This is a genomic window from Microbacterium algihabitans, assembly GCF_032464975.1.
GTDB lineage: Bacteria > Actinomycetota > Actinomycetes > Actinomycetales > Microbacteriaceae > Microbacterium > Microbacterium algihabitans.
Genome location: NZ_JAWDIU010000006.1, coordinates 36,137 through 49,909, shown reverse-complemented (window position 1 = coordinate 49,909; position 13,773 = coordinate 36,137). Strand labels below are relative to the sequence as shown.

Sequence of the window (13,773 nt, the reverse complement as noted above, 5' to 3'; positions counted from 1 at the left end):
AGTCGGCGGTGGGGCCATAGTGGCATCTATTCTTGCGAAGGAAATACTTGCCTGCGCGGGTCCTTCAGGTCATTGGGCCACTCGCTTGACGCTGGCGGCCTGGGTGAATCTAGGTTTTCATATCGCCGTACTCTCGGGACTTTCAATCCTGATCTCAATCGGATTGTCGGTGCTTTCCCGGGGCGTACGCGGCGGTCGTTATGTCGCTTTTGTCGCCTCCCTCTCGGTGGGGGTGACGGCATGGCTCATACCGTCTTTGATGATCATGAACGCTGCGTACGCGCTGGGCTCGACGGCATGTTCGGACGAGCATTTCTGGGCGATCCTGCTGCTGGAAAGCTGCGCTGTTTGCGGAGCTATTGCGTCGATTCTGAGTATTTTCGTCATGGCAATCTTCTCCGCGTGGCGTCGGTCTCGAACTGGCGGCGGTTGAGATGGACCCCCGGCCGTACGTGCCGACGTTGCGCCGGGTCTTGCACCTCGACCCGGCTCGGCGCGGCGTCGGCAACGGTTACGCCTGGCCGACCGATCATCAACCAGCGGTGCCCGGAAACACGGATGGGCACTATAAAGTTCTTTCGAAATGTTGCCTTACACGTGGGTGTCAAAAGGCGCGGTTGGAGGATCTATTAATGTCGCGGCGGAAGGGAAATTCAAATGACCTTTTCGCGCTCGTTGCCATCGTTGCCATTGGCGTTATGTCTATGATCTTGCCGCTAGTGATGGGCAACCTAGCTGCGGCTGCCCTCGTGTTATTCGGTATGCTGCTCGCTTTGGGGGCCCTCAGGTACTCCACTCAGAATGCGGCTACTGGCCGTCAATCGACCCGGGCTACCACTCCGAGCGACATCGAGCGTGAAGTGCCCCGCTTCTTGATAATCGGATTCCCTGTGGGGGTGGCAGCGATAACGATTGTGATCGTCGTTGTGACAACCGTTTGGCACGAGGCGCACTGATGGGTGCGCAGAAGCTGGGGGAGGCGACCGAAGACACACTGATCGCGGCTGGGGCACCAGCCGATGCCGCGACTGGCGGGAGTGGCTTTTTTATGGGGGGTAGTTGTACGGCACGGCTGGGCCCATCGGTTTGTATGGGGAGGCCGGTATTCAACAGAATGGTCCTCTGGGCTACTACGGTGGGGGAGTTTTCTTTGGAGCCAAAGCGGGCTGCAGTGCTCAAGCGGGATGAGGATGGTGAATTGCGATGCTATTGATGTCCCTCAACGAGGCGCCTGCCCCCGCCCTACCTAATCTGATCGCTGGGATGCTCTTCGTCGTCATGGGCGCGTTGTCGATCATTCATCGCAAACGCATATATGCAGCGACTGTCCGTGGAGAAAAGCGATGGTTTGGTCGGGGAATCGGTAAGTTCCTGGAACGCCTCCAGAGTCCATTCTGGATCGGATTTGCGGGCCTGCTGGGCGTCCTCATGGGGGCCGCGGCCATCGTCTACGCTCTGTTCCGGTTCGTCAATCCGTGAGATCTACAACGAGGCGTCGACCAGTGTCGAGGGTGAATCCCGCCTTGAGCTTTCCAATTCTCCTTTTTGAGTCGGACGGGTATTATCAGCGAGTAGATCAACCAGCGATTTGCCAGGACTTCGCGACGGCAAGCGAGTTGTACGACAGATAGTTGCCGACCGATGGGCCAGAATTGCTATATGAAATTTTGGAGTCTACAGACTTGAGCGACGAGTTCCCGGAACTCGTGTACTTTTCTCCGGTCGGGTTTCTCGGGACGTTCCGAAGGGGCGCGCCACTGAGAAATCGTCTTCGTGTTCGATTGGAGGAGTTGTCGGCGATGGTGACTGCGTTGTAGACGGGTTCTCTTGTGTTGGGATACTTCTGGAACGGCACCTGTCTCTGGGAGTAACGTGACTGCTGTCGAGTGTGCGTAGCGCCCCGGCACGCGGCATCCGTCCCCGTCCCTTCACTCCAGCAGATGCCGCAGGTACCGCCCCGGCGCATCCAAGAAGCCGCGGTGTAACCGGACCAGCTCGAGGTCTTCCCACGCGCTCTCGCGGATGCCCCAGTCGCCCAGCTCGAGGATCGTCGCCCCGGGCAGCGCGGCGAGCACGGGGGAGTGGGTCGCGCAGATCACCTGCGTGCCGCGCGAGCGCATCCGGTCGAGAGAGGCGAGCCAGCGCAAGGTCGACGAGAACGACAGCGCGGCCTCGGGCTCATCGAGGCACGCGAGTCCTGAGACGTAGTGCGGGTGGTCGAGCACCTCGTCGAGCAGGGCGTTGAACGACTCTCCGTGGCTCATCGTGTGCAGGCTCGGCGGGGCATCGGGCAGGTCGTCGCGCCACGAGTAGTAGCCGTGCATCGTCTCGGCGCGCAGGAAGAATCCCCACCGCGGCGCCCGAGGGCTCCGCTCGATGCGCAACCACTCCGACAGGGGACTCTCGGTGCGCCGCGTCTCGCCGCCGCCGTTGGTCGACCCGCCCTCTGCGGGGAGTCCGGCCGCCTCGGCGATCCCCTCGATGAGCGTGGACTTGCCCGAGCCGTTCTCTCCGACGAGGAAGGTCACGCCGGGGCCGAACTCCCAGCCGTCTCGGCCGGCCACCTCGAGGAACTGTGCCACCGCGGGCACCGTCGCCGGCCACGCCGCCGGGTCGATGCCGGCGTCGGAGAAAAGTTTCACCCGCTGGACGGGCCGAGGATCGTGCAGCCAGTCATCCGCGCTGGTCATGACCAAACCCTTCGGGGGTGCGGGTGGGGCGCGGGACGCCAGCCGCATCTGGTCACGCCCACAGGGGTGTGATCCGCGCGCGCACGCCGGGTCTGCATCGACATCAGATCCAGGTCGGCAGCCAGTTGTGCAGGCGCCAGAACTCGTACGACACCGGCAGCCCCGCCCACACGGGGTACCAGAACGCCGAGACGACGACGCAGAACCCGAGGAAAACGAGCACACCCACCTGCCCCGTCACTCGTGATGCCGCGCGCGCCGGGCTTGCGATCTCGCGGAGGGCGAAGGTGAGGGCGATCACGAGGAAGGGCAGCATCGCGACCGTGTAGAACTGGAAGATCGTGCGCTCGGGGTAGAGCAGCCACGGCACGTAGGTGGCGGCCAGGCCCGTCAGCACCAGGGCGTAGCGCCAGTCGCGCACCATCACGAAGCGCACGAGCAAGAAGACGGATGCCGCGATCCCGGCCCACCAGATGATCGGGTTCGCCAGGCTCGAGATCGCCTCGGTGCAGCCGGTCGGCAGGGTGCAGCCGTTCACACCGGCGGCATCCTGATGCCAGTACATCGAGGTCGGACGGATGAGCAGCGGCCACTGCCACGCGGGACTCGCGTAGCTGTGCGGCGTGACGAGACCCACGTGGAAGGCGTACATCGCCTCGTGGTAGGCCCACAGCCGTTGGAGCGCTTCGGGAACCCACGACCACAGCGGACTCGTCGCCACCGGCGTGCTGCGCATGTATCCGCCGCTGGTGAAGAGCCATCCCGACCAGCTCGCGAGGTAGACCACGAGCGCCACGGGCACGAGCAGCACGAACGAGGCGAGGCCCTGGCGCACGGCATCCATCGGCCATTGCACGACACCCGCGCGGCGTCGGGCGAGCGCGTCGGTCACGACCGCGTAGACGCCGATCGCGGCGAGCACGTACAGCCCCGACCACTTCACGGCGGTCGCAGCGCCCGCGGCGGTGCCGGCGGCGAGCAGCCACGGGCGGTTCCAGAGGATCGGACCCCACATCGGCCGCTCGCCCCGCCTCGCGACGAGCTCGGCGAGGCGATCACCGGTGCGCAGACGGTCGAGGGCGACGAACCAGAACGTCAGCAGGATAAAGAACGTGAGAAAGATGTCGAGCAGCGCGATGCGGCTCAGCACGATGCCGAGGCCGTCGATCGCGATGAGACCGGATGCCACGGTGGCGAAGGGGATCGAACGCGTGAGCGTGCGCGCGACGAGGTAGACCAGCAGCACGGTCGCGGTGCCGAAGACCGCGGCCGAGATGCGCCAGCCGGTCGCGGAGTCGGGCCCGAACAAGGCCATGCCCGCGCCGATGAGGATGCGCCCCAGGGGCGGGTGCACGACGTAGCTGCCGACCCCGGTGAAGATGTCGGTCTGGCCCGCCGCGAAGCGGGCGTCGGTGTCGTCGGGCTCCCAAGTGGAGGGGTAGCCGAGCACCCACTGACTCCACGAGTCCTTCACGTAATAGGTCTCGTCGAACACCAGCTGGTGCGGGTTGCCGATGTCGATCAGGCGCAGCACCGCCGCCACGACCGTGACGAGCAAGGGTGCGAGCCATCTCCAGAGGCGGTACCCGCGGGGGCTCGCGAGGAGGGCGTCGCGCCACCGGTCGATGCGCGTCTGCTCGACCGTGGGGAGCAGCGGAGGCACGGCGGTGGTCACGTGCCCCAGCCTAAGGTGGAACGGTGATCATCCTCGCGGCGACCCCCATCGGCAACCTGGGCGATGCGTCGCGCCGCCTGGTCGAGGCGCTCGAGAACGCCACGGTCGTCGCGGCAGAGGACACCCGCACCACGCAGCGCCTGTTCGCGGGCCTCGGGGTCGAGAACCGCCCGCGCCTGATCGCCCTGCACGACCACAACGAGAAGGAACGCGCGGCCGAGCTGGTGGAACTCGCGCGCGAAGACGACCTGCTCGTGCTGAGCGACGCGGGAATGCCCACCGTCAGCGACCCGGGCTTCGGCCTCGTCGCCGCCGCGGCCGCCGCCGGCGTCACCGTCACGGCCCTCCCCGGACCGAGCGCCGTCGTCACCGCCCTCGCGGTCGCGGGCCTCCCCACCGACCGCTTCGCCTTCGAGGGCTTCCCGCGCCGCAAGCCGGGGGATCGCCGCAAGGCCTTCGCGCAGCTGGCGTCGGAGGAACGGACCCTCGTCTTCTTCGAGTCGCCCTCGCGCGTGGCATCCACTCTGGAAGATCTCGCGAGCGCGTTCGGCGCCGATCGTCCCGCCGCCGTCTGCCGCGAGCTCACGAAGCTGTACGAAGAGGTCAAGCGCGGCTCCCTGGCCGAGCTCGCCGCATGGGCGGCCGAGGGCGTGCGCGGAGAGATCGCGATCGTCGTCGGCGGCGCCTCTGCCCGTGAGGTGGCGTTCCCGGATGCCGTAACCCAGGTGCTCGAACTCGTGCGCGGCGGCACGCGGCTCAAGGAGGCTGCCACCGAGGTGGCGTCGCAGACCGGTCACTCGTCGCGCGAGCTGTACCAGGCGGCGCTGGCCGTCAAGCGCTGAGCGTCTCTGCGCGTCCCCGCGCGTCCCCGCGCGCCTTCGCGCGCCTTCGCGCGTGAGGTGTCAAAAGGTGTCGCCTGGCGCCCGTCTCGGCGACAGTTTCTGACTCCTCACGCGCGGGGGCGCCGGCCCACCCGTCACACGCGGCGGGAGTGTCGGAGCCTCCCCGTAGAATCTCCAGGTGACTTCCGGCCGATCCTTCTACATCACGACGCCGATCTACTACCCGAGCGATCTGCCCCACATCGGGCACGGGTACACGACCGTCGCCGTCGACACGCTCGCCCGCTGGCATCGCCAGGCGGGCGATGACACCTGGATGCTGACCGGCACCGACGAGCACGGGCAGAAGATGCTTCGCGCCGCCGCCGCCAACGGCGTCACGCCGCAGGAGTGGGTCGACAAGCTCGTCACCGAGTCGTGGTTCCCGCTGCTCGAGACGCTCGACGTCGCCAACGACGACTTCATCCGCACCACGCAGCCCCGCCACGAAGAGCGCGTGCAGCAGTTCGTGAAGGCCCTCTTCGACCGCGGCTACATCTACGCGGGCGAGTACGAGGCGCTCTACTGCGTCGGCTGCGAGGAGTTCAAGCCCGAGGCCGAGATCGTCGACGGCACCGGCCCCTTCGAGGGCCTCAAGGTCTGCGCGATCCACTCCAAGCCCCTCGAGCTGCTGCAAGAGAAGAACTACTTCTTCAAGCTGAGCGAGTTCCAAGACCGCCTGCTCGAGCTGTACAAGACCGAGCCCGACTTCGTGCGCCCCGAATCGGCGCGCAACGAGGTCGTCTCGTTCGTGCGCAGCGGCTTGAAAGACCTCTCGATCTCGCGTTCGGCGTTCGACTGGGGCATCACGGTTCCGTGGGATCCCTCGCACGTCATCTACGTGTGGGTCGACGCGCTGCTCAACTACGCCACCGCCGTGGGCTACGGCACCGACCCCGCCGAGTTCGAGCGCCGCTGGCCGGCGTTCCACGTGGTCGGCAAAGACATCCTGCGCTTCCACGCCGTGATCTGGCCCGCCATGCTCATGGCCGCGGGCCTCGACGTGCCGCGCGGCGTCTTCGCTCACGGGTGGCTGCTCGTCGGCGGCGAGAAGATGTCGAAGTCAAAGCTCACCGGCATCGCGCCCACCGAGATCACCGATGTCTTCGGCTCCGACGCGTACCGGTTCTACTTCCTCTCGGCGATCGCGTTCGGTCAAGACGGCTCGTTCTCGTGGGAAGACCTGTCGGCGCGCTATCAGGCCGAGCTCGCCAATGGCTTCGGCAACCTGGCGTCGCGCACGGTCGCGATGATCTCGAAGTACTTCGAGGGCGTCGTGCCGGCACCGGCCGCGTACACCGAGGGCGATCTGACGATCCAGAAGATCGTGGCGGATGCCGCGACCACCGCCGACGCCGCCATCGAGCGCTTCCGCACCGACGAGGCGATCGCGGCGATCTGGACGATCGTCGATGCGCTGAACGGCTACATCACCGAGAACGAGCCGTGGGCTCTTGCCAAGGACGAGTCGACGCGCAAGCGCCTCGGCACGGTGCTGTACACCGCGGCCGAGGGCCTGCGCGCTCTCGCGGTGCTGCTGTCGCCGGTCATGCCGGAGTCGACGTCTAAGCTCTGGGTCGCGCTGGGGGCGGCCGAGGGGCTCGGTGCTCTCGTCGAGCAGCCGATCCGCGAGGCGGGCACCTGGGGCCTGCTGCCGGCGGGCGCCACGGTCACGCCGCTCACCCCGCTCTTCCCGCGCGTCGAGCAGGCGTGACGCAGGTGCCTTCCGAATCGGCGGCGTCGGCGACGGTCCCTGAGCCTGTCGAAGGGTCCGCCGCCCGGCCCGCCGCGCCCGGCTCCACGCCGGTCGAGCGTCCCCGCGACACGATCGGCGACGGCGACCCGAGCCAGTACGTGCGCGAGCGTTCGGTCGACGGCCGTCGCGACGTGAGCTATCCGCCGGCGCCCGAGCCCCTCGGCATCCCGGTCTACGACAACCACACGCACCTCGAGATCGAAGACGGCCCTTCGACAGGCTCAGGGACCGTCGACGGATTGTCACTGGACGAGCAGCTCGAGCGCGCTCTCGCGGTCGGCGTGCACGGGGTCGTGCAGGCGGGCGGCGACATCGACTCCTCGCGGTGGTCGGCGTGGGCGGCACGGTCGCACCCGCGCGTCCTCGCGGCGGTGGCGATCCACCCCAACGAGGCTCCCGCGTACGAGCAGGCGGGGGAGTTGGATGCCGCGATCGCCGTCATCGACGAACTCGCCGCGGAGCCGCGGGTGAGGGCCATCGGCGAGACGGGGCTCGACTTCTTCCGTACCGAGGCCGACGGCATCCCGGCCCAGATCCGCTCGTTCGAGGCGCACATCGCGCTGGCGAAGAAGCACGGGATCGCGATGCAGATCCACGACCGCGACGCCCACGACGCCGTGCTCGAGACCCTGCTGCGCGTCGGCGCTCCCGACAAGACGGTCTTCCACTGCTTCTCGGGCGACGCCGACATGGCGCGCATCGCCGCCGACCGCGGCTACTACCTCTCGTTCGCCGGCAACGTCACGTTCAAGAACGCGCAGAACCTGCGCGACGCCCTCGCGGTCACGCCTCTCGACCGCATCCTGGTCGAGACCGACGCCCCGTTCCTGACCCCCGCGCCGTATCGCGGCCGGCCCAACGCGCCGTACCTGATCCCCGTGACGCTGCGCTTCCTCGCGACCGAACTGTCGATGGATGCCGACGAGCTCGCCGCCCAAGTCGCCGCGAACACCCTCGAGGTCTACGGCGCGTTCGAAGACTGAGCGCGCGGATCCTCGGTGATTCGCGCATCTTCAGCCGGATGGCTGCGGATGCCGCTGAGGTTGTGCGGATCGCGGAGGTTGTGACGGCGTGCGCCGCTGTCGCGGGCGTGGCGCAGGTTGAGTGATTCGCGCATCTTCAGCGGGATGGCCGGGGATGCCGCTGAGGTTGTGCGGATCGGGGAGGTTGTGGCGGCGGGTGCCGCTGGCGCTGCACTGGCTCAGTTATTCGCACGTCTTCAGCCGGAATCCTGAGGACGCCGCTGACTATGCGCTGATCGCGGAGGTTGTGGCGGCGAGTGCCGCTGGCGCTGCACAACCTCAGTGATTCGCGCATCCTCAGCCGGATGGCCGCGGATGCCGCTGAGGTTGCGCGGATCGCGGAGATTGCGCGGGCGCGACGACACCGAGAACGACGAAGGCCGGCACCCCGCGGGGCGCCGGCCTTCTGGCATCCGGGATCAGGCCTTGGCCGTGTCCTTCGGTTTGCGCACGAAGAGCGTCTCGGTCTGCTCGAGCTCCATGCCCTTCGTCTCGGGGATGCGCAGCAGCACGTAGACGAACGACAGGCCGGCGAACAGCGCGTACATGCCGTAGGTGAGCGGGAGCGACCAGCTCGACATCGCCGGGAACGACACCGTGATGGCGAAGTTCGCGATCCACTGCGCACCGGCGGCCACGCCGAGCGCCTTGCCGCGGATGCGGCTCGGGAAGATCTCGCCCAGCAGCACCCACACCAGCGGACCCCAGGAGGCGCCGAAGCCGACGACGAACACGTTCGCGGCGACGAGGGCGACGCTGCCCCAGGGAGCGGGGAGCGACACGTCCTGGCCCGAGCCGGTCGCGAACGTGAACGCCAGCGCCATGGCGCCCAGCGACACGGTCATCAGGATCGAGCCGGTGAGCAGGATCGGCTTCCGGCCGACGCGGTCGACGAGGAAGATCGCGACGAAGGTGACCACGACGTTGGTGATCGAGGTGATCACCGAGATCAGCAGCGAGTTGCTCTCGTCGAAGCCGACGGCCTTCCAGAGGGTCGTGGAGTAGTAGAAGATCACGTTGATGCCGACGAACTGCTGGAACATCGACAGCAGAATGCCGGTCCAGACGATCCCCTGCAGGCCCAGCACAGGTCCGCGCAGCGACACGTTCTTGTTCTTGCGGTCGGCTTCGATCGTGTTCGACAGCTCGTTCATCGTCTTGTCGAGATCGGCCGGCGGCACCAGGCGGGCGAAGATCGCCTTGGCCTCGTCGCGCTTGCCCTTGGCGAGCAGATAGCGCGGCGACTCGGGGACGGTGAACGACAGGATGCCGTAGACGGCGGCGGGGATCACACCGACCAGGAACATCCAGCGCCAGGCCTCGAGGCCCAGCCACAGCTGGTTGGCCGCACCGCCGGCGGTGTTGGCCAGCAGGGCGTCGGACAGCAGGGCGCCGAAGATACCGAGCGTGATGGCCAGCTGCTGCAGCGACGCGAGCGAGCCGCGGATCTGCCGGGGCGCGACCTCGGCGATGTACGCGGGAGCGACCACCGAGGCGATGCCGATGCCGAGGCCGCTCATCACGCGCCAGAGGATCAGGTCGGGGACGCTGAAGGTGAGCGCCGCACCGATCGACGACACGAAGAACAGCACGGCGCCGAGCAGCATGACCTTCAGGCGACCCCAGCGATCGGAGAGGGCGCCTGCGATGATGGCTCCCACCGCGCAACCCAGCAGGGCGACCGCGACGACGAAACCGGTGAGCACCTGCCCCAGCTCGAAGTTGCCGTCGACCGCATCGACCGCGCCGTTGATGACGGAGGAGTCGAAGCCGAAGAGGAAACCGCCCACGGCGGCGGCGACGGACAGCCCGATCGCTCGTCGCCCGTACGGGCTCCGCAGGGTGAAGGCGTTGGCGGGGATCGACTGTGTCTGACTCACCTCACTACGCTACTCCCGGCTCGCTCACAGCGAGGGTTCTGGCGGAGCCCTGACTACAGTGGAACAATGCCCGTTTCGCTCCTCGGTGCCGCCGAGATCCGTCGGCTCGCCGCCGACCTCGACGTGACCCCGACCAAGAAGTTGGGGCAGAACTTCGTCGTCGATGCCAACACGGTCCGCAAGATCGTCCACGCGGCCCGGGTCACGGCATCCGACCGCGTCGTCGAGATCGGGCCGGGCCTGGGCTCGCTCACCCTCGCGATCCTCGAGACGGGGGCCTCGGTGGTCGCCGTCGAGATCGATCACCGCCTGGCCGAGCGCCTGCCCGTCACCGCCGCCGCCCATGACGTGCCCGCCGATCGCCTCGAGGTCATCGACGCCGACGCCCTGCGCGTGAGCGAGCTGCCGGGCGAGCCCGAGGTGCTGGTCGCGAACCTGCCGTACAACGTGTCGGTACCGGTGCTGCTGCACTTCCTCGAGAGCTTCCCGTACCTGCAGCGCGGCGTCGTCATGGTGCAGGCCGAGGTGGGCGAGCGACTCGCCGCCCCTCCCGGGTCGAAGGTCTACGGTGCGCCCAGCGTCAAGGCCGCCTGGTACGGCTCGTGGCGTCTCGCGGGCACCGTCTCGCGTCAGGTCTTCTGGCCGGTGCCCAACGTCGACAGCGTGCTCGTCGGGTTCGATCGCGACGCGGAGCCGCGCGGCACCGAAGAGCACCGGTTGCGGACTTTCCAAATCGTGGATGCCGCGTTCCAGCAGCGCCGCAAGATGCTCCGTCAGGCGCTGTCGGGCGTGCTCGGCGGCACGGCTGCAGAGGCCTCGGGGCGTCTGGAAGCGGCCGGCATCGACCCGACCCTGCGCGGCGAGCAGCTCACGGTCGACGACTACGCCCGCATCGCCGCGTCGTCCTGACCGTTCCGCGCTGATCGCGGCATCCGGCCCGCGTGGGTGGTCGCGGCATGCGGCCCGCGTGTGCACAACGGCGGGGCGTTCGGCGACACGCCGCGTGGGTCCGGCCGGTGTCCGGCTTGTCGTCGGCGACGCCCGCGGTTGTGCTCGGCCCACCGCCTGCTCTGCCGACCCACAACGCGCGCAGGGTGAATTCCCGCCGTGTTCATCACGCGTTTGCGAAACATGTCTGTAACATTTCGAGGCAACCGGGAGCATCACGCCGGTCACGAGGCCGTACCCGACGGCCCGGAAGGAACGAGATGCGTTACGCCGAGTACCCCCGTGCTGAGAGGGTGCTGCTGCACCTGAGTGACACCCACCTGCGCGCCGGCGGTGCGCCGCTGTACGACAGCGTCGACTCCGAGGCCTACCTCGCTCGGGCGGTCGAGGCGATCGGTGCCTCGGGAATCCGCCCCCACGCCCTGGTGTTCACGGGTGATCTGGCCGACTTCGGCGAGGCTGACGCCTACGAGCGCGTGCGCCGACTGGTCGAGCCGCTCGCGGAGCGCCTCGGCACGCGCGTCATCTGGGTGATGGGCAACCACGACGACCGCGCGGCGTTCCGCGCCGAACTGCTTCCCGGCGATGCCGCCGATGCGACCGCCCCGGTCGACCGCGTCGACGAGATCGACGGCCTGCGCATCGTGACCCTCGACACCTCGGTGCCCGGCGCGCACCACGGAGAGGTCACCGCCGCCCAGCTCGAGTGGCTCACCGAGGTGCTGGCGACGCCGGCCCCGCTCGGCACGATCCTCGCGATGCACCACCCGCCCGTGCCCAGCGTGCTCGACCTCGCCGCCTCCGTCGAACTGCGCGACCAGCGCAGCCTCGCCGCGGTGCTGCGCGGCACCGACGTGCGCGCGATCCTCGCGGGTCACCTGCACTACTCGACGTTCGCCACGTTCGCCGGAATCCCCGTGTCAGTGGCATCCGCCACCTGCTACACGCAAGACCTCATGGTGCCCGTGGGCGGAACCCGCCCGCAGGACGCCGCGCAGGGGTTCAACACCGTGCACGTCTACGACGACACCGTGGTGCACTCGGTCGTGCCGCTCGCGGCGGCTCAGGCTCTGCAGTACGTGGATGCCGCGGAGTCGCAGCGACGCCTGCACGACGCCGGCATCGTGGTGCCGGCGTCGCGGGCGTTCAGCGGACCGGTGTCGCCGCCGACGACGCCGCTGCCGATCCTTCGTTGACCGCCGTCTTCTCCCAGGGAGCGGCGACGGGGAAGTAGCGCTCGAGGCACGCCCGGAGCGCGGGGACGCGCACCTCTTCGGGGATCTCGGGCACGCTGCCGTCGTTCAGGCAGAACATGTCGGTGTCGCGGCGCGAGACGAGGCGCTCCATCGTGCGCAGCGAGTCGAGCTGCGTGGTCTGCACGTAGCGCGTGCGGGGCTCGGTCGTGATGACCGCCCGGCCGGTCGCCAGCGCGTAGTGGTGGTACAGGCTGTTGGTCACCGAGATGTCGGTCGCCGAACGGAACCGGCTCGCGGCGGTGCGGGCGTAGTCGTCGGCGAACTCCTGCTCGAGCTCGAATGCGACCGAGCGACGAAGCGGCGTCGCGCAGTGCTCGAGGTCGAGGGTGATGACCCGGCCGAAGCGCTCTTTGAGCAGCGCGCGGTTGACGCGCAGGCCGTTGTCGTGGCCCGAGCGGTCGATGTGCGCGGGGCCGCTGCCGATGCGCACGCCGCTCTCGACGAACCGGCTGACCCCGCCGCCGCTGAAGAACAGCTCGGGGGTCACGGGACGACCGAAGAACATGTCGTCGTTGCTGTAGAGGAAGTGCTCGGCCAGCCCCGGGATGCGGTGGAGCTGCGCCTCGACGGCGTGGGAGTTGTGGGTGGGCAGCACCGCGGGATCGGCGAAGAACTCCTCGCTGCGCACGATCGTCACCTTCGGGTGATCGGCGAGCCACTCGGGGGTGGGGGAGTCGGTCGCGATGAAGATGCGGCGCACCCACGGCGCGTACATGTGCACGCTGCGCAGCGCGTAGCGCAGCTCGTCGACCTGCCGGTAACGCGCGGCGTTGTCGTCGCCGTCGCCGACGACGTAGCCCTTCATGCGCGCGGCGCGCTGGCGCTGGAACTCGCTCGACGAGCCGTCGACCCACGAGAAGACCATGTCGACCTCGGCCGTGAGCTCGTTCGGGTGCGGGTCGAACATGCCCGCCACCGTCGTCCACCGTCGTCCGTAGCGCTCCACCTCGACCAGGTCGAGGTCGGCCGCGGCGAACTTGCGGCGGGTGAGGGCGCTGGGCCGCGGGGCCTCGATGGTCTTGTCGCCGAAACGCCAGAGCTCGAGTCGCGGGGCGAGCGACGCCCCGTAACGGTACGAGCCCTCGGTCGAGGTGCGGGGGCGGAACACCGCGTACGCCTGCACGGAGCCGGGCGAGGGGCGCACGCTGTGCGCGGGCACGGGGTCTTCGCCGCGGGCCTTCAGGTACACCGGGCCCAGCTCGGGGTCGCGCAGAGCGGTGAGCGCCGCCTCGGCATCCGCCGTGTCGACGACGAGCTTGGGGCGACGGTTCGCGTCGCGCACGAGCATGACGCGCACGCCCGCGGCCTCGATCGCGGCGGCCGCGGTGAGCAGGTCGTCGCGCTCGGACATCGAGGGCGTGGAGGAGTCGTCGACGACGTGCAGGATGCCGTCGTGCATCCGGATATCGGAGCGGGAGAGCAGCGCGCGCCAGGGGTCGGTGTCGATCGACAGGGGGACCATCGGGCGCATAGTGCCTCCACGGGGATAGGTGACGGGCTCCCGTCACCGTAGGGTTCCGGGGTTACGAAGACGTTTCGGCGGCGGCGCCGAACGGCGGGGAGCGGCGCGCTACTGTCGAAGAGTGACTCGAATCGCTCGCTCCGGCCCGGTCTGTCCCGAACCGCTTTGCGAGCGACGGCGGGAACCGGGCCGACGTTCCAGTT

11 protein-coding genes are annotated in these 13,773 nt (G+C 68.4%); 7 read left to right on the top strand and 4 right to left on the bottom strand.

The window, feature by feature from the left end; translation table 11 throughout:
* Positions 1-19 precede the first annotated feature (19 nt).
* Positions 20-433 carry a hypothetical protein gene (locus RWH43_RS14845; RefSeq protein ID WP_316001836.1) on the top strand — a complete coding sequence of 138 codons (414 nt, stop codon included), beginning with the start codon at positions 20-22 and terminating at the stop codon, positions 431-433.
* Positions 434-1,263: 830 nt separating this feature from the next.
* Positions 1,264-1,479, top strand: coding sequence for a hypothetical protein (locus RWH43_RS14840; protein ID WP_230705436.1), 216 nt, complete (start codon positions 1,264-1,266; stop codon positions 1,477-1,479).
* Between the two features lie 449 nt (positions 1,480-1,928).
* On the opposite strand, the gene RWH43_RS14835 is transcribed toward RWH43_RS14840, so the two are convergent.
* Both RWH43_RS14835 and RWH43_RS14830 read right to left on the bottom strand, forming a co-directional pair.
* On the bottom strand, positions 1,929-2,690 hold the full coding sequence (locus RWH43_RS14835; protein ID WP_230705437.1) for an AAA family ATPase: 762 nt from the start codon (positions 2,688-2,690) through the stop codon (positions 1,929-1,931).
* Positions 2,691-2,793: 103 nt separating this feature from the next.
* Positions 2,794-4,365, bottom strand: coding sequence for a dolichyl-phosphate-mannose--protein mannosyltransferase (locus tag RWH43_RS14830; protein WP_316001835.1), 1,572 nt, complete (start codon positions 4,363-4,365; stop codon positions 2,794-2,796).
* A gap of 23 nt (positions 4,366-4,388) precedes the next feature.
* Here RWH43_RS14830 and rsmI point away from each other — a divergent pair, with 23 nt between their 5' ends.
* From rsmI to RWH43_RS14815, 3 genes are all read left to right on the top strand, one after another.
* Positions 4,389-5,207: a 16S rRNA (cytidine(1402)-2'-O)-methyltransferase gene (rsmI, locus tag RWH43_RS14825; protein ID WP_316001834.1), complete on the top strand. Its 819-nt coding sequence runs from the start codon at positions 4,389-4,391 to the stop codon at positions 5,205-5,207.
* Between the two features lie 178 nt (positions 5,208-5,385).
* Positions 5,386-6,960, top strand: coding sequence for a methionine--tRNA ligase (gene metG / locus RWH43_RS14820; RefSeq protein WP_316001833.1), 1,575 nt, complete (start codon positions 5,386-5,388; stop codon positions 6,958-6,960).
* 113 nt (positions 6,961-7,073) lie between these two features.
* Entirely contained in the window at positions 7,074-7,985 is a 912-nt protein-coding gene (locus RWH43_RS14815; RefSeq protein ID WP_316001914.1) for a TatD family hydrolase, read from the top strand.
* Between the two features lie 458 nt (positions 7,986-8,443).
* Here the strand turns inward: RWH43_RS14815 and RWH43_RS14810 are convergent, their stop codons facing one another.
* On the bottom strand, positions 8,444-9,904 hold the full coding sequence (locus RWH43_RS14810) for a sugar porter family MFS transporter (protein ID WP_316001832.1): 1,461 nt from the start codon (positions 9,902-9,904) through the stop codon (positions 8,444-8,446).
* 66 nt (positions 9,905-9,970) lie between these two features.
* Here RWH43_RS14810 and rsmA point away from each other — a divergent pair, with 66 nt between their 5' ends.
* Together rsmA and RWH43_RS14800 are read left to right on the top strand one after the other, a co-directional pair.
* A complete protein-coding gene (gene rsmA / locus RWH43_RS14805) occupies positions 9,971-10,813 on the top strand; it encodes a 16S rRNA (adenine(1518)-N(6)/adenine(1519)-N(6))-dimethyltransferase RsmA (protein ID WP_316001831.1) in 843 nt (280 codons plus the stop codon).
* A 299-nt stretch (positions 10,814-11,112) separates the two neighbouring features.
* Complete coding sequence (locus RWH43_RS14800) at positions 11,113-12,048, top strand: phosphodiesterase (RefSeq protein WP_316001830.1); 936 nt, start codon at positions 11,113-11,115, stop codon at positions 12,046-12,048.
* Here RWH43_RS14800 and RWH43_RS14795 read toward each other — a convergent pair.
* The gene (locus tag RWH43_RS14795) at positions 11,999-13,579 is read right to left on the bottom strand and encodes a stealth conserved region 3 domain-containing protein (protein WP_316001829.1); all 1,581 of its coding nucleotides are present in this window, start codon (positions 13,577-13,579) and stop codon (positions 11,999-12,001) included. The genes RWH43_RS14800 and RWH43_RS14795 overlap by 50 nt on opposite strands.
* Between the last annotated feature and the right edge of the window lie 194 nt (positions 13,580-13,773).